This window comes from Saccharothrix stipae (assembly GCF_054781895.1).
The window spans coordinates 441,934-468,075 of sequence record NZ_BAAGTN010000002.1 but is presented as its reverse complement, the minus strand read 5'-3'; the positions used below and the strand labels follow the sequence as shown (position 1 = coordinate 468,075).

Below are 26,142 nucleotides of genomic sequence, written 5' to 3'. Positions count from 1 at the left end.
CGCCGGGGGGAAGCTGGCGCGGCCCGCGGGGAGGGGGACGTGGTCAGTGCTGGGGGAAGGGTGCCGTTCTGGTGCCACCTCTCCACCAGCTGTTGCGGCTGCCCTTGCGGCTGCGGTTGCAGGAGGGGACGAGTCCGGCGGTGGTGTCGCGGGTGATGCGGCCGTCGGCGGCCCAACGCCCCATGACGCTGGAGACGAGGTTGCGGTCGTAGCCGTCGGCGAGGGTGTGGGCGACGAGCTTGTGGACGTCGTCGGCGGTGAACGATCTGGCGCGGTTCTTGGCGAGGAGGGCGACGGCGAGCTCGACGATGTCGCGGTGGTCGCGGTGGCCGGCTGATCCGGCGGCGAGGTTGGCTTCCTGCCCGGCGTGCCGGTCGGCGTACGCCAGGTCGAGCGTCGGCTGGTCAGGCACGGGCGGGCTCCTTCTTGGTGTAGCGCTTGACGTTGGTGCCGTCGTCGAGGAGCCAGGTGCCGGACTGCTCCGGGTCGGGCCAGACCTCGGCGGTGCCGATCCGGATGCCGCGCTCCGTGCGCACGCCGTCGACGGGAGCACACGAGGGCCAGTCGTCGCCGAGGCCGATGAAGATGGCGATGTAGTTCAAGGCGCGGTCGCGGTCAAGCACGGGCGGACTCCTTCGTGTTGGCCCAGAAGCCTTCGAGGCGGTTGCCGCTGTCGTCGTAGTAGATGCGGCCCCCGGCCAGTGGGCCGACGTGCACGCCCACGTGGTCTGCGGCCAGTCGGCAACGACTGCCCGAGCTGTGCCGGTCGCCGCAAACGGTGCCCTCGAAGGTCATGTCGGCGCGCCACGAGAATCGGGCGCCGTCCGGGCGTTCGATGATGAACGTCGGGGTCTCGCAGTAGGCGATGACGCGACCGGAGCCGTGCGGATCACCCTGTGCGGTCCGGGCGGTGACCACGACGTCGGCTGTCACGGCGCGGTCCGGGTCGATCGGCTGGTCAGCCACGGTGGTTGTCCTTCCTGGCGCGCCACCAGCACACGGCGGCGGCGGTGACGAGTCGGCGGGCGACGCCGAGGGTTTCGCGGACGGTGAGCGGGGCGCTGGCCTGCGTGCCGACCGCTTCGTAGGGGACGACGTCGACCCACACGGCCCAGCGGCCCCAACCGTCCACCGTGACGCGGACCTCGCCGCCCACCTCGGGCTCCACGGTGGACTCGTACGGGCGGTCAGCCACGGGACACCTCGGCATCGATGCCGAGCCAGTCGGGGCAGGTGTAGTAGGTGGGGTGGCCGCACATGCACTGCTCGGGCTGGCCGTTGTCCGGGTAGGGCCACGGTTCGCCGTGGTCGTTGGGCTCGTACGGCTCGCCCGCGTTGAAGCCCACCGGGGCGACGTGGCCGCGGCCGTCGCAAAGCGAGCGGTGCGCGACGCTGAGCACGTCGAGGAGGCGCGGGTCGTCGCACTCCCACAGCCCCAACCGGCCCTTCGCCGGGAACGGCTCGCGCAGCAGGCGGGCGTTGTCGAGCCGCCAGTGGGTCTCGTAGGTGTGCGCCCACGGGCCGCAGTTGCAGCGCTCGCCGGTGCGTGCGGCGGTGCACACGTCGACCACGTCCACGACGGCGATGACCATGCCGACGTCGGAGTACGGCAGGTCGCCACGCAGGTGCTTCGGAACCTCGTGACCGTCCGCTCGGGCGCGGCGCACGACGGTGCGCAGGTTGTGCTCCTCCGGGCGGTCCCACATCTTGCTGGCGTGGATGGCCAGCGGGCCGCGGTGGGTGGTGGCGCGCGAGCGGTTCTCGACCGGCTTGTAGCCCTTGGCCACCGCCCACGCCCACGGCTGGCGGATGCTCAACGTCTTCACGCGCCGGCCTCCAGCGGCAGCGACGCGGGCGGGTCGAACCCGATCGGCTTGCCCTGCTCGCGGTCCTTCTGCCACTGCCACAGCAGCTCGCACGCCGTCTCGCCGTCCTCGTAGGCGTCGCCCAACCGCTCGGCCACCACCTTCGCCCGGTCCGGCGCGACCTGCTCCAGCTCGGCCATCAGCGCGGCCACCGTGAAGCTGTCGACGACCATCATGCTGCGGGCGTAGGTCATCATCGGCGGCTCGCTGTCGTCCCACACGTGCTCGGACGCGGCCACGCCGGTCGCCAGGTTGCTGGCGATCACCTCGCCCGGCGTGCGCGACACGTCCCGCCATTTCCGTTCCGGCGGGTCCAGGAAGTCCGCGCGCCGCACCAGCGCCCGCGACAACTCGCGCGCCTGCTTCGGGGTGAGGTCCACGCCCGGCCCGTCGTACGGCGCGCCGATCCACGCCATCACGGACTTGTCGCCCGTGCCGATCTCCTCCAGCACGAAGCTGTTCTTCGCGCACTTCCACGTGCGGGCCTCGAACTTGGTCTTCGGCTCGTCGCTCATGCCGACACCCCCAGCGCGCTGCGCAGGTTCGACAGCTTCCGCTCGGCGGCGAGCGCTCGCCGCTTCCACCCGTCCCGCTCGGCGATCGCCCGGTCCGCGTCGGCCAGCTTCTCCAGCATCGTGTTCAGCGACAGGTCACCGGACACGAGGAGCGGCTTCGGCGGCTTCGGGTTCTTGCCCGCGTTGTGCTTCTGGAGGTGCGGCCGGATCGAGTTGCGGTTCGGGCTGGTGTAGTCGCAGTGGGCGCAGCCGTACACGATGGTGCCGTCGGCCAGGGTCAGTGTGCGCGTCTGCGTCCACACGACCTCCCGGCCGCTCCTGTCGCTGATCGGGGATCGGGTGGGCTCGTCCATGACGACGTTCACGCCGTTGACGCTGGTTGCGGTCATGTGGTCCGTCCTTCGGGGTCTTGTTTGGTGAGGTGCCACACCTGGGTGGTGCCGTGGCGGGGGCAGAGGTAGGCGTGCGACTCGACCAGCCCGCCGCCCCGGAACGCGGGTTTCGCCCAGATCTGCGACAGGGCCGCCTCCGCCGCCTCGCGGGTCGGGTAGCGCAGCTTCCGGCAGTGCCACTGCGGGACGGGCCGGTGCTCCAGCGGAGGCCGGACCGGGTGCACCGGCCTCCGCTGCGGCATCTGCGAGGGCGTGCTCACGACACGACCGGCTTCGGCTTGGCCACCAGCCGCAACTCGATCGACTGCTTGCCCGGCTTCATCGGCGGCTGCGCACCGGCCCGCGCGTACTCGGCGCGCACCGCGTCCAAGTCCACGCCGTTCGGCTGCTTGACCGTGAACTGGAGCGCCTTGTCGTCGAGGCCGACGTCCACGATCGCCTTGCCCTCGTCGTTCGGCCGGATCGCGTCCAACGCACCGCGGGCTTCCTTCTCCCGCTTCTCGGCGTCGGCCCGGTCCTGCTTGGCCTGCACGAGCTTCTTCGCCCAGGCGAGCTGGTCGGGGTTCTCGACGTACAGCACCGACAGCGGGTCGCGGCCGGTGACCGCGCCGTCCCAGCACACGCGCTGGAACGGGCAGTGCCCGCAGAACGGGGAGTCCGGCGCGTAGTCGCGGTTGAGCATCTCGGGCTCGACACCGCGCACCGACTCCAGCCACTCCAGCGCCTCGCGCGTCCACTGCGGCCGGAACGGGGACTCCCACCGGTACACCTCGCCGGTGTCCCTCGCGATGTAGTCGATTACCACGCGGCGGACCTTGCGGCCCTCGGTGATCAGCGCGGCGCCGTACCCGCCGAGCTGGAACAGGTGGCTGCGGTCCGGGCCGTGGAGTTTGATGTGCTCCAGCCACCGGGCCGACGTGGTCTTGACGTCGACCAGCGAGCACGTGTCGGCCTCGTACCGGTCGAGGTGGCCGGGGATGCCCGCGAAGCTGACCGGGTGCTCCACCAAGTCCTCTGGCGCGGCGATCTCGTTGAGCACCTGCTGGACGGCGTCGTGGATCGCCGTGCCCAGCACAGCCTGCACCGACCCGCCGGGGTTGGACGGCTCGGTGCCCGCGAGTCGGTAGCCGGCACGCCGCTTGCACCCGCCGATCTCCGACCAGCCCAACTGCCTCTGCCGCGAGCGCGGGCGGCGGCGGTCCCACTCCAACAGCAGGTCCGCCGTCGTGCGCTCGTTCTCGGTGGTGGTCATCAGAACGGCACCACGCTGCACGGGAAGTCGTGCCCCACCGGCCAGACGCACAGGCCGCCCTCGGTGGGCTTGTTGCAGTAGTTGGGGTTGAGGTACGTAACCTGCTCGTCGTCGGCCGGCCGCCCACGCTCGGGCGCGTCGTCCCAGCCGATGGCCTCGCCCCACTCGGTGATGCGGTTGCTGTCGCCGCACATCTCCATGAGCGGGCCCGCCGCCTGTGCGGCGGCCAGGGCGAGCGTGGCGTGCACCTGGGCGAGCGCGATCGTGTGGACGTAGGCACCGGGCGCGTCCTTCGCACCGTTGATCAGCCGCTCGGCTTCGCGGTAGTGCTCCGCCCCGTTCACAGCCGCTCACCCGCCGTCGGCGCCGACTCGGGCGCGGCGAACATGCCGCCGTCGTCCACCAACTCGGCGTCCATCGGCCCGTTGGGGTCGTGCTGCTGCTCCAGCGCGCGGATCTCGGCCAGCATCGCCGCCTCGTCGGCGGCCTCGTCCACCACCGGCGCGACCGGCTCCGTCACGACCTGGTCAGTGCGCTCCGCCGCGACCTGTGCCAGCGTTGGACGGACCGGCTCCACCACCTCGTCCTCAGCGCCCCAACCCTGCGCCACCTCCGGGCAGATCACCGTCGCGCAGTTCGACACCGCCCGCCACAACAACATCCGCTTCGGCCACGACTTCCACACGTCCTTGCGCGTCAGCCCCGCCCGCTCACCCTCGGCCCACGTGAACGTCTCCGAGTGCTGCTCGCCCGTGTCCTTCCGGACGATCGTCACCGTGCACCGCTGCTCGGTGTGGTCCGACTCGTACCGGTGCCCCGTGTCCGGGGTGTGCTGGTCCGGCGCGAACCCGCACGTCACGCACGGGATGAACATCTTGTGCCCGGCCTCGCGCACCTTCGACAGCCACAGCTGCCCGGACATCGACGGCCGGCCGTTCACCACGTAGATCGACTGGACCGCCTGCATGGGCGTCAGCCCGAGCTGCTGGCCGTACAGCATGATCGTCAGCACGTTCGCGGGCTTGCCGATCAAGTCCTTCGGCAGCAGGCTCGACTGCGCCAACGCCTGCGCGTACCGGTACGCCTGGTCCAAGTCGTTCAGTTGGCCGACCAACGGAACCGGCGGCTTCGGCTGCTGCGGGACCGCCACCTCGGCGGCCGGGCTCGGGCTGCTCATCGGTCCAACTCCTCGTTGTAGATCCGGCGCAACCGCTCGTCGGCGTGCTGAAGCGCCCGCCACCCGAGCCACAACAGGCCCGCCAGCAGACCCAGCACGGCCACCGCGATCAGCCAATCCACGGGGCCACCTCGATCCGCACACCCACACGGGAGCCGTCCCGCAGCTCGCGCCGCGCCCGGTCCGCCACCGACGGCAGGCACCGCGGGCAGCAGTCCACGACCGCGGGCTGCGACGCCTCCGGGACCGGGTCGCCGTACACCGTCGCCGCCGTGAAGCGACCGAACTCGTTGCACACCCCGCAGTCGGCGCGCGTGATCTGGTCCGACACCGTCACCGGCGCCTCGACGAGCGCGGACAGGAACTGGATCGCGATCACCGTGTACGGGTCCGGGATGGTGGTGCGGTAGGATGTCGTCATTGGTGCCTTCCCTGGTGCCTGGGACGCCCCGCCGGCCGGTCAGCCATCAGCGGGGCGTTCGTCATGTCTGGGGTCACTGCTCGTCGGCCGCGACGACCTCGAAGAGGTCTTCGAACTTGGCCGGGGCGAGCGCGATGAGCGCGCCGGCGATGAACGCCGCGCCGGGCTGGGCCTTGCCCGTGCGGACGCGGTGGAGCACCGTGCGGTCGATGTCCATGTCCTTGTAGAGCGGGGCACCGCTGGTGCGGCGTTGGGCCGCGTAGTCGAAGCCGGGTGCCAGTCGAAGGCGTCTCACTCGCGTCTTGCTGTGCATGTACACACACTACGGTTTGGCGTGCGCGCACGCAACAAGTGAGGTATAAAAGCAACGCGTGGTCAGACGGCCACGCGTCGTTACCTGGTTAGGCAGGCCGTACTAACTTCGGGGGAGACATGACCACTGTTGCGTGCACGCACGTACCATCCACACCTATGACCGGCACCGACACCGGATGGTGGGCGTTTCTGCAAGCCGAGCTCGACGAGCGCGGCTGGAACATCGCCGAACTCGCCCGCAAGAGCGACGTCGACCGCAGCGTCGTCACACGCTGGCGCGACGGCGGCGACGCCACCGTCACCAACGCCCGCAAGGTCGCCACGGCCCTCGGTGTGCCGCTGCTCCAGGTGCTCGTCCATGCGGGAGTCCTCACCGGCAGCGAGATCGCCGGCGTGGAACTTCAGGGGGCGTCGCTCGATCCAGCCGTCCTCAGTGACGAGGAGCTGCTCGACGAGATCCGGCGCCGGTTCCAGCGCGGCCTTCAGGTGACTCACTCCGGCGCCGACGTGGCAGCCCGGCCGGCGGCGTTCCCGGAGGTTCCTTTGCCAGGCTCTGGACCACGACGCCTCCAACAGGACAGCTGAATCGAACATCTGTTCGCGCCCTTTGAGCAGCAACTATGCCTCTCTGTCACCAAAAAGTCGAGCAAGTTGCTCTGTTCGGGTGAGAGACCGCAGATTTAGGTAACAGCGTGGAGCCCGATTCCGCTGGACGAGGCATGGATGCCGCACACGCCGCCTCGCTCGTGGCCGGGGGATACGCCGCCGTCCGCTACCTCCGCCGTCTCACCGTCGAGATCGTCGATGACCTCGACGTGCCCTGCCGCATCGACCCCGCCACCAACACGATCATGCTCAGCCTCGGACGCGACGACGACTTCGACCAGTACCTCCGAGCGGCGATACATCAGCTGCTCGACGGCCGGACCGTGGTCGAGTACCCGGACGGCACGATCGGCCTCTCGCCCGGCAGGGTCACCGCGGACGGAGTGGGCATCGTGGACGTGACGACGCCGCCGCGGCTGCGGGTGGTGTGATCCACTCGACTCGGGGAAATAACGAGCACAGCGCAACCCGGTATACTGGCAAAACCAGAGGTCGCACAGCGCATGACACGGGCTGAATGGACCATTCATCCGCCTTGGGGGCGGGGATGGCGTCATCGGGTGTTCGTCCGGGGTTAGGGTTCCGGTGTGGCCATCGCACGTGCCGAACGGCTCGTCAACCTGGTGCTGTGCCTGCTGTCGACCCGGCAGTACCTGACCGCCGAGCGCATCCGCGCCATCGTCCCCGGCTATGCCGACGCACCGACGGACGAGGCGTTCTTCCGCATGTTCGAACGCGACAAGACCGAGCTGCGCGACCTCGGCGTGCCGCTGGAGACCGGCCGCAGCGCGGGCTTCGACGCGATCGACGGGTACCGCATCGCCCGCCGGGACTACGAGCTCGGCGACATCGACCTGGAACCGGACGAGGCCGCCGCCGTGGCGCTGGCCGCCCGGCTGTGGGACTCGCCGCAGTTCACCGGCGCCGCGCACGGAGCCCTGATCAAGCTCCGCGCCGCGGGCGTCGACGTCGACCAGGACGTGCACGTGCCGGTCGAGCCCAAGGTCCGCACCAGCGAACCCGCGTTCCCGCCGCTGCTGGGCGCCGTGCAGGAAGGGCGCGTGGTCGAGTTCGACTATCGCCGCCCGGTGCCGGTCGAGGTGCGCACTCGCACCGTGGAGCCGTGGGGCGTGGTCGCCTGGCGCGGCCGGTGGTACCTCGTCGGGCACGACCGGGACCGCGACGCGCCGCGCTGCTTCCGGCTGTCGCGGATCGTCGGCGACGTCCGCGTGCTCGGCAAGCCCGGCGCGGTGCAGCGGCCCGACCAGGTCGACCTGCTGTCGTTCGTGGCCCGCACCCAACCCGACGCCGACCAGGTGCCGGCCACGGCCAGGCTGTGGGTCGCCCGGGGCCGGGCGCAGGGCGTGCGCAGGCGGGCGAGGGTCGTCGGCGCGCGGGACTTCGACGGCGAGCCGGGCGACGTGCTGGAGATCGAGTTGAGGTTCCCCGACTCGGCCGCGGCGTGGATCGCCGGTTTCGGCCCGGACGTCGCGGTGCTGGAGCCGGAGTTGCTGGCCAAGACCGTGCGGGAGAAGCTGCTGGGCGCGCTGCGCGGCGCGGGGGTGCGCGCGTGAACGCCGCCACCGACCGGCTGCCCCGGCTGCTCGCCCTGGTGCCCTACCTGCTGGCCCGCCCCGGCATCCCGATCGACGAGGTCGCCGAGGACTTCGAGGTCACGCCCAAGCAGGTGCGCAAGGACCTGGAACTGCTGTGGATGTGCGGGCTGCCCGGCTACGGACCGGGCGACCTGATCGACCTGTCGTTCGAGGGCGACACGGTCACCGTCACGTTCGACGCGGGCATGAGCCGCCCGTTGCGGCTGACCGCGGCGGAGGCGACGTCGCTGCTGGTGGCGCTGCGCGCGCTGGCCGAGACGCCCGGCGTGGTCGACCAGGACGCGGTGCAGCGCGCCGTGGCCAAGATCGAGGTCGCGGTCGGGCAGGCCCAACCCGCGGGCGTGGCCGTCGGCTTGGCCCTGCGCGAGGCGCCGGAGACCGCACGCGTGCGTGACGCGGTGTCCGACGGGGTGCTGCGCGGGCGTGCGCTGAACCTGCGCTACTACACCCCGTCACGGGACGAGATCACCGAACGGGTCGTCGACCCGATGCGGATGCTGCTGGTGGAGGGCCGCGGCTACCTGGAGGCGTGGTGCCGCGCGGCGGACGGCGTGCGGCTGTTCCGGCTCGACCGGATCGACGCCGTCGACGTGCTGGCCGAGCCCGCCGCCCCGCCGCCGCACGCCACCCCCACCGATACGTCGGAGGGGTTGTTCCAGCCCGACCCGTCGCAGCGGACGGCCGTGCTGGTCCTCGAACCGGACGCCCGCTGGGTGGCCGAGTACTACCCGACCGACGGCCTGGTCGAGCTGGGCGAGGGGCGGGCCAGGGTGCTCATGAGGTACGCCGACACCGCGTGGATGGTGCGGCTGCTGCTCGGGTTGGGCGGTGAGGTGCACGTCGAGCAACCGCCCGACCTGGTGTCCGAGGTCGCCCGGCAGGCGGAGGCGGCGTTGCGCCGGGCGGATCACCTCCCGTCAACCTAGGGCAAGTACGGTGGTGGCGTGCCGTACTTGCCGATCCTGGCGCTGATCGTCCTCGGGGTGGTCGTGCTCGTCGTGACCGTGCTCCGAGTCATCGGACCCTTGCGCCGCTTCCGCGCCGCAAGCACTCTGGTGGGTGACAGGGTCGGCGATGGCGTCGGTCTGCTGCGGGCGCGGTACGCCGCGCTGGCGGTGGCCGTGGCCGAACGGCGTCCGGACCACGCCCGTGAGGGCAAGCCCCGCGTACCATCGGTGGACCGGGGGAGACAGGAGGACAACGGTGCCTAACCTCGGACCAACCGAGCTGATCATCATCGCCGTGGTGATCATCCTGCTCTTCGGAGCGAAGAAGCTGCCCGACATGGCCCGTTCCATCGGCCGCTCCGCGAAGATCCTCAAGGCGGAGACCAAGGGGCTGCGCAGCGAGGACGACCCGCAGCAGCAGGCCCAGCCGGGCACCACGGCCCAGCAGGTGCCGGCGCCGCAGCAGCTGCCGCCCGCCCAGCCGCAGGTGGTCCAGCCGCCCCAGGTCGTGCAGCCCGTGGCCCAGCCCGTCGCGCCGCCGCAGCCGGTGCAGCCGCAGGTCGCGCCGCCCATCGAGCAGTCCGCGCAGAACCTGCAGAACAAGCAGAACACCAACTAGAGCCGCGTCAACGAGAGCCGAAGGACGGTCCGCACGGTGGGGGCAAGTCCGGTCCGGTGGTGGTCCCAGCGCCGGGAGCGCCGCAAGGTCACGAGTCGTCGGGGCAACCCCGACGGCACCATGTCGTTGAAGGACCACCTCTACGACCTCCGGCACCGGCTGGGGTTGGCGTTGCTGTTCATCGCGTGCGGCGCGATCTTCGGCTTCATCTGGTGGGGTTGGCGCATCTTCGGCCTGCCCAGCCTCGGTGACATCGTCATCGCCCCCTACTGCGGCATCCCGGAGACCCAGCGGCTCACCCAGCAGGGGCAGGGTTGCCAGCTGTTGCAGACCAAGCCGTTCGAGGTCTTCATGATCCGGCTGAAGGTCGGCACCGGCGCGGGCATGGCGTTGACCGCGCCGCTGTGGCTCTACCAGGTGTGGCGGTTCATCTCGCCCGGCCTGTACGCCAAGGAGCGGCGCTTCGCCGTGGTCTTCGTGGCCTGCGCGTCGGTGCTGTTCGCCGCGGGCGCCACCCTGGCGTTCTACGTCGTGCCGCAGGGCCTGTCGGTGCTGGTGGGCTTCGGCGACGAGCAGTTCATCACCGCGTTGACCGCCGGCGAGTACGTCAGCTTCGTGCTGGCGCTGCTGCTCATCTTCGGGGTGAGCTTCGAGCTGCCGCTCATCGTGGTGATGCTCAACCAGGTCGGCGTGGTCAGCTACGAGAAGCTGCACAAGTGGCGGCGCGGCATCGTGTTCGGCCTGTTCATCTTCGCCGCGATCGCGACACCGGGCACCGACCCGATCTCGATGGTCGCGCTGGCCGTGGCGCTCGTGCTGCTGTTCGAGCTGGCCATCCAGCTCGCCCGGGTGCACGACCGGCGGGTCGAGCGCAAACGCAAGGCCGAGGGCCTGGACGAGATACCGGACGACGAGGCCGCACCGTTCGAGTACACGCCGACGCCGGTCGAGCAACCGTCACCCGACCCGGTGCCCACGCCGGACCCGACGCCCACGCCCGACTCGCCCGGCCGGGTCCGCTACGACGACGTGACCTGAGCGAGACCACTCGATCGGGTGGAATCTTTGTAGGCTTGCCGACCATGTCGACGTCAACGCGGGCGGCCCTGCTGGTGTGCCCCGCCTCGGGCAAGGGCAGGGCCGCGCGCATGGCGGGCACCGTGGCCGAACGGCTGCGCGCCGTCGTCGACCACCTCGACCTGCACGTGGCGCGCACCGCCGAGGGCACGGCGCAAGCCGCACGCCGGGCGGTCGACGCGGGCGTGGACGTGCTCGTGGTCCTCGGCGGCGACGGCGGCGCGCACCTGGCCGTGCAGGCGTGCGCCGAGTCCGGGACCGCGCTCGCCGTGGTGCCCGCCGGCACCGGGAACGACCTGGCCACCGCGCTGGGCGTCGCCTCGGTGGACGACGTGGTCACCGCGTTGCGCGAGGGCACCCGCGCCCGGTTCGACCTCGGGCGCGTGGAGCACGGCCCGTGGTTCGCCACCGTGCTGTGCGCCGGGTTCGACTCCGCGGTCAACGAACGGGCCAACGCCATGCGCTGGCCCGCCGGACCCCGGCGCTACGACCTGGCGATCCTGGCCGAACTGGCCGTGCTGCGACCGCGGCGGCTGGTCGTGGAGACCGAGGACGACGTGCTGGAGCTGGACGCGCTGCTGGTCGCGGTCGGCAACACGACCAGCTACGGCGGCGGCATCCCGGTGTGCCCGGACGCCTCGCCGACCGACGGCCTGTTCGACCTGACCGTGGTGCGGGCCGCGCCGCGGCGGACCCTGCTGCGGATGCTGCCCACGCTGCGCACCGGGCGGCACGTCGACCACCCGGCGGTGCGCACGTTGCGGGCGCGTTCCGCGCGGCTGTCCGGGCCTTCCTGGGTGGCCTACGCCGACGGTGAGCGGCTGAGCGACGTGCCGTTGACGACGACCTGCGTGCCCGGCGCCCTCACCGCCGTCACCGCGGCCGGGGTCACCGGGGCGGCCGTCACCGGTGCCGGCTGAGCACGTCGCGCCTGCGCCACGAGCCGTGCGGCTCGGTCGTGCCCCGCTCGAACAGCCACCCGGCGAACGCCAGCACCCCGTTGGCGGCGTCCAACGGGGTGTCGTGCGCCGACTCGACGGTCTCGATCTCGTGCCTGCCGCAGTCCTGGATCGCGTCGCAGCGGACCGAGATCTCGCCCTCCACCTGCCACGGCGGTGGCGGCGTGAGCACGTGGCGGTGCGGATCGCGCGGCAGCGACACGTGCACGCGGAACGCGACCTCCTCCACCTCGGCGAGGGCGGAGAGCCCCGCGTAGGGCGCGCCGGGCAGGTGGTCGAACACCAGGCCGGTGCCCGGTCCGCCCAGGTGACCGGCCAGCCGCTCGACCCGCGCGGCGGCCAGCCGCAGCACGTCGAGCACCGGGCCCACGTCGACCAGGTCCGGGAACACCCACCGGAGGTCGCCCTCCACCAACGGAATCGCCTCCACGGCACACGAGTGTGCCGCACGGACCACTGTTGGTGGTCTTTATAACTTCAGTGTTGATTAAATGCGGTGTTCCGGGGTCCGCTGCGGATCTGAAGCGATTTTGTCGGTGGCGTGTGACAGCCTGGACAGGTGTCAAGCACTTCGCGGTCCCCGGCCGACTCCTACGCGGACTTCCGCCGCCGCTCCTCCCGGCCCAAGCTCGCCGACTTCCTGGGGGTCATCTCGTTCGAACTCGACCCGTTCCAGGAACGCGCCTGCGAGGCGCTGGAGGACGGGCACGGCGTGCTGGTCTGCGCCCCCACCGGCGCGGGCAAGACCGTCGTCGGCGAGTTCGCCGTGCACCTGGCCCTGTCCGAGGGCCGCAAGTGCTTCTACACCACGCCGATCAAGGCCCTGTCGAACCAGAAGTACGCCGACCTCGTCGCCCGCTACGGCGCGCGGAAGGTCGGCCTGCTCACCGGCGACACCTCGGTCAACGGCGACGCGCCCATCGTCGTGATGACCACCGAAGTGCTGCGCAACATGCTGTACGCGGGCTCCTCGACGCTGACCAGCCTGGCCTACGTGGTGATGGACGAGATCCACTACCTGGCCGACCGGTTCCGCGGCCCGGTGTGGGAGGAGGTGATCCTCCACCTGCCCGAATCCGTGCGGCTGGTCGGCCTGTCCGCCACGGTCAGCAACGCCGAGGAGTTCGGCGAGTGGCTGGTCGAGGTGCGCGGCGACACCACCGTCGTGGTCGACGAGCACCGACCGGTGCCGCTGTGGCAGCACATGATGGCGGGCGGCCGGATGCTCGACCTGTTCGCGGGCGACGGCCCCGACGGGCACGCCCGGATCAACCCGCAGCTCCTGCGGCACACCGACGACCTGGCCCGCTTCCACGTGCCGTGGAGCCGCAACCGCAACAACAAGGACCAGCGGGGCAGGCCACCGCGGGCGTCGGGGTTCAAGCCGCCGTCACGGGTGGACATCGTGCAACGGCTGGACGGCGCCGGCCTGCTGCCCGCGATCGACTTCGTGTTCAGCCGCGCCGGCTGCGACGCGGCCGTGCTCCAGTGCGTGCGGGCCGGGCTGCGGCTCAACTCGCAGGACGAGGTCGAGCAGATCCGCGAGGTCATCGAGGCCAAGACCAAGGACCTGCCGCAGGGCGACCTGATGGTGCTGGGCTACTGGGAGTGGCGCGAGGCGCTGGAGCGCGGCATCGCCAGCCACCACGCCGGCCTGCTGCCCGCGTTCAAGGAAACCGTGGAGGAGCTGTTCGTCCGCGGCCTGGTGAAGGTCGTCTTCGCCACCGAGACGCTGGCGCTGGGCATCAACATGCCCGCCCGCACCGTCGTGCTGGAGAAACTGGTCAAGTACAACGGCGAGGCGCACGTCGACCTCACCCCCGGCGAGTACACGCAGCTCACCGGACGCGCCGGGCGGCGCGGCATCGACGTCGAGGGCCACGCCGTGGTGGTGTGGCAGCCCGGCGTCGACCCGAAGGCCGTCGGCGGCCTCGCGTCCACCCGCACCTACCCGCTGCGGTCCTCGTTCCGGCCCGGCTACAACATGGCCGTCAACCTGGTCAACCAGCTGGGCGCGGCGGCGGCACGCGAGATCCTGGAGCAGTCGTTCGCCCAGTTCCAGGCCGACCGGTCGGTCGTCGGGCTGGCCCGGCGCATCGAGCGCAACCGGGAGGCGCTCGGCGGTTACGCCGAGGCGATGACCTGCCACCTCGGCGACTTCACCGAGTACGCGTCGCTGCGCCGCCGGGTCGCCGAGCGGGAGAAGGCGTTGGCGCGGCAGAACACCTCGGCGAAGCGGGCCGAGGCGGCGCAGTCGTTGGAACGCCTGCGCAAGGGCGACGTCATCGCGGTGCCGTCCGGACGGCGGTCCGGGCTGGCCGTGGTGATCGACCCGGGCCTGGAACCGCTCGGCGAGGCGCGCCCGTTCGTGGTCACCGAAGACCGGTGGGCGGGCCGGCTGTCGTCCGCGGACTTCCCCATGCCGGTCGAGGTGCTGGGCAAGATGCGGCTGCCCAAGCAGGTCGACACCCGCTCGCCGAAGTCACGCCGCGACCTGGCGGCGTCGTTGCGCGCCACCGGGATCGTCGCGCCCGCGATGCGCAAGCGCCGCTCGAACGCCGACGACGACGCGGAACTGGCCACGTTGCGGCGGGCGTTGCGCGCGCACCCGTGCCACGGCTGCGAGAAGCGCGAGGAGCACGCCCGCTGGGGCGAGCGGTACCACCGGCTGCTGGCCGAGACCGACCAGGTCGAGCGCAAGGTCGCCGCGACCACGCACTCGTTGGCGCGCGAGTTCGACCGGATCCGCGGCCTGCTGCGCGAACGCGGATACCTGCACGCCGAGGAGAACGGGCCCGGCGAGGAGGTCACCGAGCACGGCAAGCGGTTGACCAGGCTCTACAGCGAATCCGACCTGCTGGCCGCGGAATGCCTCCGGCACGGCGTGTGGCGCGACCTCGACCACGCGGAACTGGCCGCGGTCGTGTCGGCGCTGGTGTACGAGGCGCGCCGGGACGGCCCGCTGGAGGCGCGGCTGCCACCGGGCAAGGTCTCCGACGCGTTGACCGCCACCGCCCGGCTGTGGGCCGAGTTGGAGGACGACGAGCGCAGGCACCGGCTCGACCGCACCCGCCAGCCCGATCCCGGGTTCGCGTGGGCGGTGTACCGGTGGGCGCGCGGCGAGTCGCTGGAGAAGGTGCTGTCGGCGGCCGAGGAGAACGGCGCCGAACTGGGCGCGGGCGACTTCGTCCGGTGGTGCCGCCAGGTGATCGACTTCCTGGACCAGATCCGCGACGTCGTCGGCGGCGGCGACCCGGTGGGAGCGGCCGCCCGAAAGGCCGTGGACGCGTTGCGCCGCGGGGTGGTGGCGATGGCCACCGTTTGACAAAGCTTTGCGGGGTGGGTGGGTACCCTCCGCACAGCTGTGGTTTGATCGCGCCCGCAAGCCTTGAACAGCTTCACCACCACCGTTCCAGACCTACCGTCGGAGGCCGAGCATGACCAGTCCGTACGGACCGTCCGGAGGGAACGACCCGCAGCCGCAGTGGGGCCAGCAGCAACAGCCCTACGGTGGTGGGTACCCCGGCACGCCGTCGGGTGGTTTCCCCGCTCAGCAGCCCAACCCCTACGGGCAGCCGGACCCGTCGCAGCAGCCCAACCCGTACGGGCAGCCGGACCCCTCGCAGCAGCAGTGGGGCCAGCCGCAGCAGCCCCAGCAGCCGTACACCCAGCAGTACCCCGCCGGGTACGACCCGAACAACCCGCAGTCGAACCCGTACGGGCAGCCGCAGCAGGGTCAGTACGGGCAGCCCGGCCAGTACGGCCAGCCGGGTCAGCCCGGCCAGTACGGGCAGCAGCCGGGCCAGTACGGCCAGCCGGGCCAGTACGGGCAGCCCGGGCAGCAGCCGCCGAAGAAGTCCAGCGCGGTGCTGTGGGTCGTGGTGGCGCTGGTCGTGCTGGTGGTCGCGGCCGTCGGCATCACCGGATTCGTGACGCCGGGCTTCTTCAACACCAAGGTCTTCGACCAGGCGGCCGTGCAGAACGGCGTCGTGGGTGTGCTGAAGGACGACTACAAGATCTCCGACGTGGAGAGCGCGACCTGCCCGGCCGAGCAGGAGGTCAAGCCGAACACGACCTTCGAGTGCAAGGTGAAGGTCGGCGGCAAGGACAAGACGGTCAAGATCACGGTCAAGACGGAAGACGGCGAGTACGAGGTCGGCCAGCCCGCCGGCTGATCGCGCTTCGCTGTTCGCTCGCCCGGGGCCACTTCCGCGTTCGTCGCGGGAGTGGCCCCGGTGCTTGTGGCCTGCGGCCTGTGACTTGTAGCTCGTGGTCTGTGGCTAGTGGCCGGCCCCACGGTGAAAGTCGTTAGCGTTGCGAGCGACTCCTCCGGCACCATGCGGTGGTGACCGACCACGACGTCCGCGTGCTGGACGACTCCCAGTACCGAACCGCGCACTCCCTGTTCCGCGGCACGCTGCACCACACGCCCGCGCCGGACGACCAGTGGAAGTTCGCGCAGGAGTCGTACCAGCCCGGCCGCGCGCTCGGGGCGTTCGCCGACGGGGAGATGATCGGCACGGTCCAGTCGTTCCCGTCGCGGCTCGCCGTGCCGGGAGGGGCCGTGCTGCCGCACGGGGCCGTCAGCCGGGTCGGGGTGCGGGCGGACTGGACGCGCCGGGGTGTGCTGAGCGCGTTGCAGCGGGCGCAGCTGCGGGCGATGCGGGCGGAAGGTGACGTCGTCGCGACGCTGCGTGCGTCGGAAACCGCGATCTACGGCCAGTACGGCTACGGCGTGGCGACGCGGTACCGGTTCCTGCGGATCGACCGGCGGCGGGCCGCGCCGCGCACGCGCCCGGTCGGTCGGGTGCGGCTGGTCGAGGGTGAGGCGGGGGAGCGGATCGCGCACGGGTTGTTCGAGGAGCTGTCGCCGCGGCGTGCGGGCACGATCTCCCGGTGGCCCGCGTGGTGGGGGCTGAACGTCCGGCGCGTGGCGGCCGAGGAGAACATCAAGATCGCGGTCCGGTCCGGCGCCTCCTGTGGTTCCAGTGGCTCAGGTGGTTCCGGTGCCTCCGGTGACGACGGCTACGTGGTGTTCAAGGTGGTGCCCGGCGGGCACGGCTCCGACGACGAGAAGCCGACCACGCTCACCGTCCTGGACCTGTGGGCGCGGGACGCGGAGGCGTGGGCCGACCTGTGGCTGTTCGTGCTCGGCGTCGACCTCGTCGCCGAGGTGGCGGCGTTCGGCAGGCCGGTGGACGAGCCGGTGCAGTGGTTGCTGGGTGACCGGCGCGCGTGCCGGGTGGCGGACGAGGACGACGAGACGTGGCTGCGCCTGCTCGACGTCCAGGCCGCCCTGTCGGCGCGGACGTACCGGTCGGGCGAGCCGGTGGTGATCGGTGTGCGCGACACGTACCTGCCGGACAACTCCGGGTCGTACCGGGTTGCGGCGGACGGCGTGACGCGGGTCGACGACGAGCCCGAGTTGGTGCTGGACGTGGACGCGCTTGCCTCCACCTACCTGGGTGACGTGTCGTTCTCGACCCTGGCGGCGACGCGCCGGTTGGACGTGGTCGAGTCGGGTGCGCTCGCGCGTGCCGACGCGCTGTTCGCAACGTCCGAGATTCCTTGGTGCGGCTCGTACTTCTGACCGCACCGGGTTCTCACCTCCTCACCTGATCTTCACCTCTTCACCTGATCGGGCGAAGCCGCTGCACCTTCGACAGGTCACCGCGCAGGAGGTCGTCACGCGCGAGGACGAAGTCACCGTTGGGCGCGGGTTCGTGCGCGACGCGCATCCCGATCACCCGATCAGGCAGGAACTCGCGCAGCTTGTGACGCATCCTGCTGCCGTGCTCGACCGGGTGGCCCCAATCCGGGCTCACCTCGCCCGTCCCGCCGCCGCCGATGCCGTAGACCAACCAGTGATCCGGACGGACCCACGCATCGAGATCCGGAACCGCGCCGGTGTGGCTGTCCAACGCGGGCAGCACCAAGCGCTCCGGGTCGGTCGGGCGGTACCAGAGCAGCAGCGGCTTGGCCCACCGCGCTTCGGCGTTGTCGAAGCAGCACAACACGATCGTGTGACCAGGAAACACATCGGCGTAGAACTGGAACAACTCCGGCCGCAGCCGAGGGCGCTTGTGCGGCGGCACCTGTTCGAGCGCTTGCGGGACGCGCGTCGGGTCCGCCGCCAACAAGACGGTGTAGACGTCGTGCTCGAACACCTCCACGTCGTCGCCCGTCCAGTCCATCGTCGCCGGCCCGTCGCCCGCCGCGGCGTACGCGCCGACGGCGTCCACCATCCGGGTGAGCACGGCACCGTCGCGCCCCGCGGCCAGGAAGTTCCCGCGCGTGACGCCGACCGCGGGCACGTGCAAGATCATCGAGTTCGGCCCGTCGGCCAGGTTCACCACGCTGTTCTGGTACCCGAGCACCTCGACGCGCCCGTGCAACCGATGATCACACCGGCCCGCGTAGAGGATCGTGCCGCGAAACTCGGCGTCGTCCGTCGAGACACACATGCGGCGCACGCTACAACTCGCCACCGCAACGCCACTCCCGCCGATCGCGCGGTCGGCACCGCGCCACCCTGGCCGTTGCTCGACGCCCCGCCCCGCTCGACGCGACGGCCCAGCCCGTCTTGACGCGTCCACCAAGCCCGGTTGGACGCGGCGGCCAAGCTCTACTCGACGGCCCAGCCCTTCTCGGCGCATCCGCCAAGCTCTGCAGGCCGCGTCCGCCAAGGCCTGCTCGACGCGTCGGCGGCGCGGGGCTCGACCCGTGGGAACGGCCCTGCTCGACGCGTCGGCAACGCGCCCCATGCGGGCTCGTCTGCTGCGGGCTCTAGCGGGCTCTAGTGGATTCGTCGATGGGCCTCCCCGTCGGGCAGAACTAGCGGCGTTCGAGGGCGGTCAGGAGTCGGGGTAGGGAGCTGCCCAGGCCCCAGCGCCGGGTCAGCTCGGCTACGCGGTCCGGGTCGACCGGCGCGGCGGGCACGGGGTCCGGGCGGTCCATGACGATCTTCGCGTCGGTCGCCACGTCGACCACGGTCGGTGCGACGGCGAGGTAGTCCTGGGCGTTGAGCAACGCGGTGCGGGCGCGGGTGGTGAGTTTGCGGTCGCGGCCGTCGTGCACGGCGTCGAGCACGGCTTGCAGCGAGCCGAACTCGCTGATCAGCTTCGCCGCCGTCTTCTCGCCGATGCCCGCGACGCCGGGCAGGCCGTCCGACGGGTCACCGCGCAGCACGGCCATGCCGGCGTACGCGCGCCCGGCGTCGTGCACCGGCAGCGCGTACTTGGCGGCCAGCTCCTCCGGCCCGAGCAGCTCCGCCTTCGCCCACCCGCGGCCGAGGTAGAGGACTCGCACCGGGGTCGGCTCGTCGCGCACGACCTGGAACAGGTCGCGGTCGCCGGTGATCACCTCGACCGGGTCGGTGGTCTCGCGCGCGGCCAGGGTGCCGATCACGTCGTCGGCCTCGTAGCCGGCGGCCTCGGCGGTCGCGATGCCGACCGCGTCCAGCACGTCGAGGATGATCGGCACCTGCGGGGTGAGGGTGTCGGGCACCTCCTCCTCGCCGTCGACGGCGCTCTCGGCGACGCGGTGGGCCTTGTACGACGGGAGCGCGGCGACGCGGAACTCCGGCCGCCAGTCGGCGTCCAGGCAGGCCACCAGGCGGCTCGCCTTCCGCTCGGTGATGACCTTGGCGATCGTGTCGACGAACCCGCGCACCGCGTTGACCGGTGTGCCGTCCGGTGCGGTCATCGACTCGGGCAGCGCGTAGAACGCCCGGAAGTACAGGCTGGCGGCGTCCATCAGGACCAGCGGGTTGCTCACCCGGGACAGCTTGCCAGAGAGCACCGACATCGTTGATCGCCCCGCTCATCCCTGTGGATAACTCCATCCCCATCCCGTGGGGGTGGGTCGGGCTGCCGGCAGATGGTGGGCGGTGAGTGAGTGGGAGAGAGGAGAGGTGGGTGAGTGGGAGGGGAGGGGCGGGGAGTGAGGGCGGGGAGCGGAGGGGCGGGTTTGCGGTCGGGAGGTGGTTGGCGCGGCCTCGTTGTTCCAACCGACGTTCGAGGTTGCGGATAACGCCGTTTCGGTTCATGGTTTTTTGTCGAACTCGTGAGGATCACCCGATCGTGGAGCAGGCGAGGGCGGTTCCGCGCTCGGCGGGCCGGGTGGCGCGGGCGGCTTGTTGGCGTGCGCACGGCCGCGCACCACTAGGCTCCTTCCCATGTCGACCCAAGTTGGGCCCGTCGACGTCGACGCCCTGCGCGCGCGCCTCGACCGGGCAACTGCCGCGGCTTCCATCGCGGGCGTGGACGGGTTGCTCGTCTCGCCCGGCTCGGACCTGCGCTACCTCATCGGCGCCGGCGGGGAGTCGTTCGAGCGGTTGACCTGCCTCGTGCTGCCGGTCGGTGGGACACCGGTGCTGGTGGTGCCCAAGCTGGAACAGCCCGGCTACGCCGACGTGCCCACGGGCGAACTGGGCGTCGAGGTGGCCACCTGGGTCGACGGCGAGGACCCGTACGCCCTGGTCAAGCGGGCGTTGAAGGGTGACCGGACGGCGGTCTCCGACATGATGCCCGCCCTGCACGTGCTGCGGTTGCGCGATGTCGTCGGCGGCGAGCAGGTGCCGGCCGGCCCGGTGATGCGCGAGCTGCGGATGCGCAAGGACGCCGCCGAGGTGGCCGCGTTGCGCCAGGCCGGCGCGGCGATCGACCGGGTCCACGCGCGGATGGCCGAGTGGGTCCGCCCCGGCCGCACCGAGGCCGAGGTGGGCGCCGACATCGCCGCGGCGATCGTCGCCGAGGGCCACTCGCTGGCCGAGTTCGTCATCGTCGGCTCCGGGCCGAACAGCGCCTCGCCGCACCACGACGTGTCCGACCGGGTGATCGAGGCCGGTGACGTGGTCCTGGTCGACATCGGCGGCCCGGTGGCCGAGGGCTACAACTCCGACTCCACCCGCACCTACGTGCTGGGCGAGCCGCGTGACGCCGACGTGTGGGAGACCTACGCGGTGCTCCAGGCCGCGCAGCGGGCGGCCGTCGAGGCGGTCCGGCCGGGCGTCACGTGCGAGGAGGTCGACGCGGCGGCGCGCGGCATCATCGCCGACGCCGGCTTCGGCGAGCACTTCGTGCACCGCACCGGCCACGGCATCGGGCTGGACGTGCACGAGGACCCCTACATCGTCACCGGCAACGACCTGCCGCTGGAGCCGGGCATGGCGTTCAGCGTCGAACCCGGCATCTACCTGCCCGGACGGTGGGGCGCGCGGATCGAGGACATCGTCATCGTCACCGCCGACGGCGCGGAGAGCGTCAACAACCGACCGCACGAGCTGGTGGTGCTGCCCGCGTGACGAACCTGGAGCCGATAGACCGGGCGATCCTGCGCGAGCTGGCCGCCGACGGCCGGTGCAGCTTCACCGACCTCGCCGAGCGGGTGGGGTTGAGCGTGTCGGCCGTGCACCAGCGGGTGCGGCGGCTGGAGCAGCGCGGCGTGGTCCGCGGCTACGCGGCGCGGCTGGACGGCGACGAGGTCGGCCTGCCGCTGACCGCGTTCATCTCGCTGACCCCGATCGACCCGGCGGCTCCGGACGACTACCCGAAACGGCTGGAGCACCTGCCGCAGATCGAGGCGTGCTACTCCGTCGCCGGCGACGCCTCGTACGTGCTGCGGGTGCGGGTGGCGTCGCCGCACGCGTTGGAGGAGCTGCTCCGGCAGATCCGCGAGGTGGCGAACGTGTCCACCCGCACCACCGTGGTGCTGTCCACGCCGTACGAGGACCGGCCGCCCGCCGTCTGAGCGCTCAGAACAGGCCGCGCCACGTGCGCGCGAACCGGGCGAGCACGTCGCGGTCCGGCCGGCCGGGGTCCCGCGGCAGGAGGCGCTCGACCTCGTCGTCGGTCGCGGGCCGCACCGACAGCACGAACTCGCGTGCCGCCGAGACGTCCGCCGCGTCGGACACCACGGCCACCGCCTCCACGTCGCCCATCCGCCGCACGACCACGTGGTCGGTGGTGGTGGGCTGGTCCACCAGCCCGGCGGTCTCGACGGTCGCGGGCCGCACCACCAGCCGTGGGAACGCGTGCAGCTCGCCGACCGGGCCGGACGGGGAGTAGTCCAGGGTGGCCCGGCCGTCGGTGATGGTCAGCCGCGGGAAGTCGTAGCCCTCCGGCGTGGCGATCAGCAGCACGCCGCCGGGCGCCTTCGCGTGGGCGATCCGGGACGCCGCGTCGTCACCCGGCATGGTGGTCGGCAGCCAGATCCCGAACGCCACCGCCGCGCCGGTCACGCCGACGGACACCAGCCGCACCGCCAAACCGTCCGCCAGCATCGCCGCGACCAGCGCGAACGGCACGCCGACGCCCGCGATGCCCAGCCACGGCGGCGGTTGCGCCGGCCCGCTCGCCTCCAGCACCGACGTGTAGAGCACCGCGCCGACCAACCCGAGCACCGTCACCGCCGCCGTCCAGCCGACCCGACGCCCCGCCGTGGCCGTCAACGGGCTCGCGCGGGCGGTGAGCGTGCCGACCAGGAAGAACAGCACGAACGGGCCGATCATGGCCACCGCCACCAGCACGGCGCTGCCGAGGAAGAACCCGAAGATCACCAACCAGCCGACGGTCGCGCCGGACAGCGTGCCGACCAGCCACACCGCGGCGATCTGCACGGGCACTCGTAAGTCGATCACCGGCACACGATCTCGTGCGCCCGCCGCGGCCGACATCGGTGGATCTACTCAACCGGGTCGGCGGGGATCGCGTCGTAGGCGGCCTGGACCCGGCCCAACGCCGCGACCTGGTCGAACGTGACGTCGTCGATCCGCGACACCCCGACCACGCCGACGGAGTTGGTCAGGAACGCGCCCCGGTAGCGACCGACGTCGGCCAACCGCACCACCTCCCGGCGGGCCGGCAACGCCCGCTCCAGCAGCTGCATGGTGACGCCGTGCAGCCAGTCGGCCCGGGGCCACACGACCGCGCCGTCGTCGTCGAAGAACGCGATGTTGGCGATCGCGCCTTCGACCACCAGGCCGTCGGCGGTGAGCAGGGCGTCGTCGTAGCCCGCCTGCCGGGCGAGGTTGCCGTGGTGGAGCTGACCGAACCCGCCGAGGTGCTTCACGTGCGGCAGCGGCCGCGTGTAGGTCGTCGACATCAGGCGTCGTGGTGTGGCCGGGGGAAGGACCGGCGGGCGCACGGCGACCATCACCGACGGCACGCCGACACCGAACACGACGACCCGCACGGCGGCGTCGCGCACGTCGTCGCCCAGCGCGTGGGAGATCAGGGCGCGGACGTGCTCCCCGTCCAGCCCGGCGCCGTACAGCTCCCGGTTGGCCAGGTCCAGGCGGCGCAGGTGCAGGTCTAGCCCCTTCACCCGGCGGTCCCGGACCTGCAGCGCGGTGAAGTGCCCGTAGTTGGCCAGCAGGCCGGCGGCCAGCGCCTCGGTGCTCGGCGGCCCGCCGTCGATCTCGATCCTCAACACGGGGCAGGACCGTAGCGTGGCAGGAATCGAGGGTCGCCGGTCGTTGCCGCCGTCCCGGGCGGCGGAGAGGGTGGACGGTGTGGAACGCGAGGTCCTGGTGGTCGGGTACGAGGGTGCGGCGCTGACCGACATCGCGGGCCCGGCGGACGTCTTCGACGGGGCCAACCGGGTGCGTGGCGGCTACCGGGTGCGGCTGGCGGCCGTCGGCGGCGGGTTCGGCGTCACCGGCGGGCTGCGGGTGGAGGCCGAGGACCTGCGGGAGGTGTCCGGCGGGGTGGACACGGTCCTGGTCGTCGGCGGGTTCACGTTCGCCGCGGCGGCCCGTGACGCCGAGCTGCGGCACCACCTGCGGCGGGTCGCGGACGGCGCGCGGCGGGTGGGCAGCGTGTGCACGGGCGCGTTCGTGCTGGCGGCGGCCGGCCTGTTGGACGGCGCCCGGGCCACGACGCACTGGGCGTACTGCGACCGGCTCGCCGCCGAGCACCCGTCGGTGGACGTGGTGCCGGACGCGATCTACGTGCAGGACCGGCGGCTGGTCACGTCCGCAGGCGTCACCGCGGGCATCGACCTGGCGTTGGCGCTGGTCGAGAGCGACCACGACGCCGCGCTGGCCAGGCTGATCGCCCGGTGGATGGTGGTGTTCCTGCAACGGCCCGGCGGGCAGTCGCAGTTCAGCGTGCGGTCGCGGGTGCCGCCGGTGCGCGAGCCGGGGTTGCGGGCCGTGCTCGACGCGGTCGTCGACGACCCGGCGGCCGCGTGGACGGTCGAGGGGATGGCCCGCCGCGCCGCGATGAGTCCGCGGCACTTCGCCCGGGTGTTCCCGCGCCGGGTCGGCGTGTCGCCCGCCCGGTACGTGGAGCGGGTCCGGGTCGAAGCGGCGGCGGGGGTGTTGGAGTCCGGCGACGAAGGGCTGGACGTCGTGGCCAGGCGTTGTGGTTTCGGCTCGGCGGAGACGCTGCGCCGGGCGTTCCTGCGGGTGCTCGGGGTGCCGCCGGGTGGTTACCGCGACAGGTTCCGCACCACCGGCGCGGCATGAGGCCACCGGGATTCGGGTGCAGAGAAATTCGGTGCAGGGGATCGGATGTCACAGGAGGAACGGATGTCAGAGGGGGACCGGATGGACGTCGCTTTCGTGCTCTACCCGCGGATGACCGCGTTGGACCTGGTCGGGCCGTACGAGGTGCTGGGGCACCAGCCGGAGGTGACGGCGCACTTCGTGGCCGCGGCACCCGAGCCGGTGCGCACCGACGCGGGGTTGACGATCGTGCCGACGACCACGTTCGACGCGCTGGACCGCGCCGACGTGATCGTCGTGCCGGGCGGCGCCGGCTGGGCGGAGGTGTTGGCGGAGGGGGTGGTCGCCGCGTGGCTGCGCGAGGTGCACCCGACCGCGACCTGGACCACGTCGGTGTGCAGCGGGTCGACGTTGCTGGCGCAGGCGGGCATCCTCGACGGCCGTCCGGCGACCACGCACTGGGCGTTGCGCGACGAGTTGGCCGCCCTCGGCGCGGAGGTGCGCACCGAGCGGGTGGTGGTCGACGGGTCCGTGGTCACCGGCGCCGGGGTGTCCGCCGGGATCGACATGGCGCTCACCCTCGTCGGCCGGATCTGGGGCGACGAGCGGGCCCGGTTCACCCAGCTGGTGATCGAGTACGACCCCGACCCGCCCTACCGGACCGGTTCGCCCGAGCGGGCGCCCGCCGAACTCGTCGCCTTCGCCCGCGGCCTGTTCGCGGCGGGTTGACCGGGTGACCGCGGCCAGCACGGCGGGCTGCCCGCCGTGCTGGCGCAGCACCCGGAGCGGCAACCCGGCCAACGCCAGCACCGACCCCTCCTCGAACAGCTCGCCGTCCAGGTCGAGCGTGCCGCTGAGCACGATCACCAGCGCGTCCCGCCACTCCCGCGGGTCGTACGGGCCGGTGCCCGCCACGGTCACCAGCCGGACGTCGAAGCTCACAGCGTCGCGGGGAGGCCGAAGAGCGGGAACCGGTCGGACGGGAACGTGATGATCTGCGCGATCTCGCCGTCCTCGATCCGCAGCACGTCCAGCGCCACCGGCCGGAAGTGCTCCTCGCCGGGCTTGCGGGCGTAGGCGGCGATGGCGGGCTGCCGGTTCGCCCTGGTCTCCAGCGTCTTCCACTCGCCGAACGCCTCCGGACCCACCATCACCGGCGTCCAGAGCTCCATCACGGCGTCGCGGCCGAGGTACCACTCGGGCTGCGGCGGCATCGTCCAGGTGATGTCCTCGCGCAACGTCGAGGCCATCAGCTCCACGTCGCAGCGCTCGGTGGCCTCCACGAGCCTGCGGACGACCGCCTTCTCCCGCGGGTTCGAGTCGCCGGACCAGTCGGCACGCCGTTGCGGCAGGTGCTTGCGCATGGTCACGCGGGCGCGTTGCAGCGCGCTGTTCACCGCGGGCACGGTGTCCTCCAGCAACGCCGCCGTCTCGCTCGCGGGCCAGCCGAGCACGTCCCGCAGCACCAGCACCGCCCGCTGCTTGGCGGGTAGGTGCTGCACCGCGGCCAGGAACGCCAGCTCGATCGTCTCCCGCGCCACCACCTCCTCGTCCGGCTCGGCGTCCAGCAGGGCGTCCGGGAACGGCTGCAACCACGGCACGTCGGCCGCGGGCATGTCCTCGGTCGTGGCCTGCGCGGGCCGGCGGTTGATCACGTCGAAGCACGCGTTCGTGGCGATCCGGTAGAGCCACGCGCGGAACGACGACCGCCCCTCGAAGGTGTCCCTGGAGCGCCACGCCTTGAGGAACGTTTCCTGCACCAGGTCCTCGGCCTCGTCGAACGAGCCGAGCAGCCGGTAGCAGTGCACCCGCAGCTCGTGCCGGTACCGCTCCGCTTCCCGCGTGAAGTCAACCGTCATCTGCGCAACCTCGCTCATGGCCACCCTCCGGACTTGTACGGTGACGTGCCGGTCGCACGTCGCACAACATGTGA

35 protein-coding genes are annotated in these 26,142 nt (G+C 71.9%); 15 read left to right on the top strand and 20 right to left on the bottom strand.

The window, feature by feature from the left end:
- Positions 1-43 precede the first annotated feature (43 nt).
- The 14 genes from ACYVLT_RS04960 to ACYVLT_RS04895 all read right to left on the bottom strand — a co-directional run bounded on the left by ACYVLT_RS04960 (position 44) and on the right by ACYVLT_RS04895 (position 5,917).
- Positions 44-412 carry a hypothetical protein gene (locus tag ACYVLT_RS04960; RefSeq protein ID WP_461118892.1) on the bottom strand — a complete coding sequence of 123 codons (369 nt, stop codon included), beginning with the start codon at positions 410-412 and terminating at the stop codon, positions 44-46.
- On the bottom strand, positions 405-623 hold the full coding sequence (locus tag ACYVLT_RS04955; protein WP_461118891.1) for a hypothetical protein: 219 nt from the start codon (positions 621-623) through the stop codon (positions 405-407). Before ACYVLT_RS04955 ends, ACYVLT_RS04960 begins: the two co-directional genes overlap by 8 nt.
- Positions 616-966 (bottom strand): hypothetical protein, encoded by a 351-nt coding sequence (locus ACYVLT_RS04950; RefSeq protein WP_461118890.1) that lies wholly within the window; start codon positions 964-966, stop codon positions 616-618. Before ACYVLT_RS04950 ends, ACYVLT_RS04955 begins: the two co-directional genes overlap by 8 nt.
- The gene (locus ACYVLT_RS04945; protein ID WP_461118889.1) at positions 959-1,195 is read right to left on the bottom strand and encodes a hypothetical protein; all 237 of its coding nucleotides are present in this window, start codon (positions 1,193-1,195) and stop codon (positions 959-961) included. Before ACYVLT_RS04945 ends, ACYVLT_RS04950 begins: the two co-directional genes overlap by 8 nt.
- Positions 1,188-1,826, bottom strand: a complete 639-nt coding sequence (locus ACYVLT_RS04940; RefSeq protein ID WP_461118888.1) for an ASCH domain-containing protein — start codon at positions 1,824-1,826, stop codon at positions 1,188-1,190. Before ACYVLT_RS04940 ends, ACYVLT_RS04945 begins: the two co-directional genes overlap by 8 nt.
- The gene (locus ACYVLT_RS04935; protein ID WP_461118887.1) at positions 1,823-2,380 is read right to left on the bottom strand and encodes a hypothetical protein; all 558 of its coding nucleotides are present in this window, start codon (positions 2,378-2,380) and stop codon (positions 1,823-1,825) included. Before ACYVLT_RS04935 ends, ACYVLT_RS04940 begins: the two co-directional genes overlap by 4 nt.
- Positions 2,377-2,769, bottom strand: a complete 393-nt coding sequence (locus ACYVLT_RS04930) for a hypothetical protein (RefSeq protein WP_461118886.1) — start codon at positions 2,767-2,769, stop codon at positions 2,377-2,379. The genes ACYVLT_RS04935 and ACYVLT_RS04930 overlap by 4 nt, the downstream gene beginning before the upstream one ends.
- Positions 2,766-3,032 (bottom strand): hypothetical protein, encoded by a 267-nt coding sequence (locus tag ACYVLT_RS04925; RefSeq protein ID WP_461118885.1) that lies wholly within the window; start codon positions 3,030-3,032, stop codon positions 2,766-2,768. Before ACYVLT_RS04925 ends, ACYVLT_RS04930 begins: the two co-directional genes overlap by 4 nt.
- On the bottom strand, positions 3,029-4,024 hold the full coding sequence (locus ACYVLT_RS04920) for a CRISPR-associated protein Cas4 (protein ID WP_461118884.1): 996 nt from the start codon (positions 4,022-4,024) through the stop codon (positions 3,029-3,031). Before ACYVLT_RS04920 ends, ACYVLT_RS04925 begins: the two co-directional genes overlap by 4 nt.
- Positions 4,024-4,368, bottom strand: coding sequence for a hypothetical protein (locus ACYVLT_RS04915; protein ID WP_461118883.1), 345 nt, complete (start codon positions 4,366-4,368; stop codon positions 4,024-4,026). Before ACYVLT_RS04915 ends, ACYVLT_RS04920 begins: the two co-directional genes overlap by 1 nt.
- On the bottom strand, positions 4,365-5,201 hold the full coding sequence (locus tag ACYVLT_RS04910) for a hypothetical protein (protein WP_461118882.1): 837 nt from the start codon (positions 5,199-5,201) through the stop codon (positions 4,365-4,367). The genes ACYVLT_RS04915 and ACYVLT_RS04910 overlap by 4 nt, the downstream gene beginning before the upstream one ends.
- Positions 5,198-5,323, bottom strand: coding sequence for a hypothetical protein (locus tag ACYVLT_RS04905; RefSeq protein WP_461118881.1), 126 nt, complete (start codon positions 5,321-5,323; stop codon positions 5,198-5,200). The genes ACYVLT_RS04910 and ACYVLT_RS04905 overlap by 4 nt, the downstream gene beginning before the upstream one ends.
- Positions 5,311-5,622 carry a hypothetical protein gene (locus ACYVLT_RS04900; RefSeq protein WP_461118880.1) on the bottom strand — a complete coding sequence of 104 codons (312 nt, stop codon included), beginning with the start codon at positions 5,620-5,622 and terminating at the stop codon, positions 5,311-5,313. The genes ACYVLT_RS04905 and ACYVLT_RS04900 overlap by 13 nt, the downstream gene beginning before the upstream one ends.
- A gap of 73 nt (positions 5,623-5,695) precedes the next feature.
- The gene (locus ACYVLT_RS04895) at positions 5,696-5,917 is read right to left on the bottom strand and encodes a transcriptional regulator (RefSeq protein ID WP_461118879.1); all 222 of its coding nucleotides are present in this window, start codon (positions 5,915-5,917) and stop codon (positions 5,696-5,698) included.
- Positions 5,918-6,093: 176 nt separating this feature from the next.
- Between ACYVLT_RS04895 and ACYVLT_RS04890 the strand changes: the two genes are divergently transcribed.
- From ACYVLT_RS04890 to ACYVLT_RS04855, 8 genes are all read left to right on the top strand, one after another.
- Complete coding sequence (locus ACYVLT_RS04890) at positions 6,094-6,522, top strand: helix-turn-helix domain-containing protein (RefSeq protein WP_461118878.1); 429 nt, start codon at positions 6,094-6,096, stop codon at positions 6,520-6,522.
- Between the two features lie 134 nt (positions 6,523-6,656).
- Positions 6,657-6,974, top strand: coding sequence for a hypothetical protein (locus tag ACYVLT_RS04885; protein ID WP_461118877.1), 318 nt, complete (start codon positions 6,657-6,659; stop codon positions 6,972-6,974).
- Positions 6,975-7,130: 156 nt separating this feature from the next.
- A complete protein-coding gene (locus tag ACYVLT_RS04880) occupies positions 7,131-8,117 on the top strand; it encodes a helix-turn-helix transcriptional regulator (RefSeq protein WP_461118876.1) in 987 nt (328 codons plus the stop codon).
- The gene (locus tag ACYVLT_RS04875) at positions 8,114-9,085 is read left to right on the top strand and encodes a helix-turn-helix transcriptional regulator (RefSeq protein WP_461118875.1); all 972 of its coding nucleotides are present in this window, start codon (positions 8,114-8,116) and stop codon (positions 9,083-9,085) included. The genes ACYVLT_RS04880 and ACYVLT_RS04875 overlap by 4 nt, the downstream gene beginning before the upstream one ends.
- An 18-nt stretch (positions 9,086-9,103) precedes the next feature.
- Positions 9,104-9,370 (top strand): bacteriophage holin, encoded by a 267-nt coding sequence (locus tag ACYVLT_RS04870; RefSeq protein WP_461118874.1) that lies wholly within the window; start codon positions 9,104-9,106, stop codon positions 9,368-9,370.
- Entirely contained in the window at positions 9,363-9,725 is a 363-nt protein-coding gene (tatA, locus tag ACYVLT_RS04865; protein WP_360447733.1) for a Sec-independent protein translocase subunit TatA, read from the top strand. Before ACYVLT_RS04870 ends, tatA begins: the two co-directional genes overlap by 8 nt.
- A gap of 120 nt (positions 9,726-9,845) precedes the next feature.
- Entirely contained in the window at positions 9,846-10,763 is a 918-nt protein-coding gene (tatC, locus tag ACYVLT_RS04860) for a twin-arginine translocase subunit TatC (RefSeq protein WP_461119244.1), read from the top strand.
- A gap of 44 nt (positions 10,764-10,807) precedes the next feature.
- Positions 10,808-11,722 carry a diacylglycerol/lipid kinase family protein gene (locus ACYVLT_RS04855; protein WP_461118873.1) on the top strand — a complete coding sequence of 305 codons (915 nt, stop codon included), beginning with the start codon at positions 10,808-10,810 and terminating at the stop codon, positions 11,720-11,722.
- On the opposite strand, the gene ACYVLT_RS04850 is transcribed toward ACYVLT_RS04855, so the two are convergent.
- Complete coding sequence (locus ACYVLT_RS04850; protein WP_461118872.1) at positions 11,706-12,191, bottom strand: hypothetical protein; 486 nt, start codon at positions 12,189-12,191, stop codon at positions 11,706-11,708. The two genes, ACYVLT_RS04855 and ACYVLT_RS04850, sit on opposite strands and share 17 nt — an antisense overlap.
- Before the next feature lie 129 nt (positions 12,192-12,320).
- Between ACYVLT_RS04850 and ACYVLT_RS04845 the strand changes: the two genes are divergently transcribed.
- The 3 genes from ACYVLT_RS04845 to ACYVLT_RS04835 all read left to right on the top strand — a co-directional run bounded on the left by ACYVLT_RS04845 (position 12,321) and on the right by ACYVLT_RS04835 (position 17,351).
- Entirely contained in the window at positions 12,321-15,086 is a 2,766-nt protein-coding gene (locus ACYVLT_RS04845) for a DEAD/DEAH box helicase (RefSeq protein WP_461118871.1), read from the top strand.
- Between the two features lie 112 nt (positions 15,087-15,198).
- Positions 15,199-15,936 (top strand): DUF4333 domain-containing protein, encoded by a 738-nt coding sequence (locus tag ACYVLT_RS04840; RefSeq protein WP_461118870.1) that lies wholly within the window; start codon positions 15,199-15,201, stop codon positions 15,934-15,936.
- A gap of 170 nt (positions 15,937-16,106) precedes the next feature.
- Positions 16,107-17,351: a GNAT family N-acetyltransferase gene (locus tag ACYVLT_RS04835; RefSeq protein ID WP_461118869.1), complete on the top strand. Its 1,245-nt coding sequence runs from the start codon at positions 16,107-16,109 to the stop codon at positions 17,349-17,351.
- Between the two features lie 40 nt (positions 17,352-17,391).
- Here the strand turns inward: ACYVLT_RS04835 and ACYVLT_RS04830 are convergent, their stop codons facing one another.
- Positions 17,392-18,225: a hypothetical protein gene (locus ACYVLT_RS04830; RefSeq protein ID WP_461118868.1), complete on the bottom strand. Its 834-nt coding sequence runs from the start codon at positions 18,223-18,225 to the stop codon at positions 17,392-17,394.
- Between the two features lie 370 nt (positions 18,226-18,595).
- Positions 18,596-19,537: a 5'-3' exonuclease gene (locus ACYVLT_RS04825; protein WP_461119243.1), complete on the bottom strand. Its 942-nt coding sequence runs from the start codon at positions 19,535-19,537 to the stop codon at positions 18,596-18,598.
- Positions 19,538-19,937: 400 nt separating this feature from the next.
- On the opposite strand from ACYVLT_RS04825, the gene ACYVLT_RS04820 reads away from it, so the two are divergent.
- Positions 19,938-21,065: a M24 family metallopeptidase gene (locus tag ACYVLT_RS04820; protein WP_461118867.1), complete on the top strand. Its 1,128-nt coding sequence runs from the start codon at positions 19,938-19,940 to the stop codon at positions 21,063-21,065.
- On the top strand, positions 21,062-21,511 hold the full coding sequence (locus ACYVLT_RS04815; RefSeq protein ID WP_197289421.1) for an Lrp/AsnC family transcriptional regulator: 450 nt from the start codon (positions 21,062-21,064) through the stop codon (positions 21,509-21,511). The genes ACYVLT_RS04820 and ACYVLT_RS04815 overlap by 4 nt, the downstream gene beginning before the upstream one ends.
- A gap of 4 nt (positions 21,512-21,515) precedes the next feature.
- Here ACYVLT_RS04815 and ACYVLT_RS04810 read toward each other — a convergent pair whose 3' ends face one another.
- Both ACYVLT_RS04810 and ACYVLT_RS04805 read right to left on the bottom strand, forming a co-directional pair.
- Positions 21,516-22,400, bottom strand: a complete 885-nt coding sequence (locus ACYVLT_RS04810) for a hypothetical protein (RefSeq protein ID WP_461118866.1) — start codon at positions 22,398-22,400, stop codon at positions 21,516-21,518.
- A 44-nt stretch (positions 22,401-22,444) separates the two neighbouring features.
- Positions 22,445-23,194 carry an aminotransferase class IV gene (locus ACYVLT_RS04805; RefSeq protein ID WP_461118865.1) on the bottom strand — a complete coding sequence of 250 codons (750 nt, stop codon included), beginning with the start codon at positions 23,192-23,194 and terminating at the stop codon, positions 22,445-22,447.
- A 25-nt stretch (positions 23,195-23,219) separates the two neighbouring features.
- On the opposite strand from ACYVLT_RS04805, the gene ACYVLT_RS04800 reads away from it, so the two are divergent.
- Both ACYVLT_RS04800 and ACYVLT_RS04795 read left to right on the top strand, forming a co-directional pair.
- A complete protein-coding gene (locus ACYVLT_RS04800; protein ID WP_461119242.1) occupies positions 23,220-24,230 on the top strand; it encodes a GlxA family transcriptional regulator in 1,011 nt (336 codons plus the stop codon).
- A gap of 63 nt (positions 24,231-24,293) precedes the next feature.
- Positions 24,294-24,938 (top strand): DJ-1/PfpI family protein, encoded by a 645-nt coding sequence (locus ACYVLT_RS04795; protein WP_461118864.1) that lies wholly within the window; start codon positions 24,294-24,296, stop codon positions 24,936-24,938.
- Between the two features lie 209 nt (positions 24,939-25,147).
- Here the strand turns inward: ACYVLT_RS04795 and ACYVLT_RS04790 are convergent, their stop codons facing one another.
- A complete protein-coding gene (locus tag ACYVLT_RS04790; RefSeq protein WP_461118863.1) occupies positions 25,148-26,086 on the bottom strand; it encodes an RNA polymerase subunit sigma-70 in 939 nt (312 codons plus the stop codon).
- Positions 26,087-26,142 lie beyond the last annotated feature (56 nt).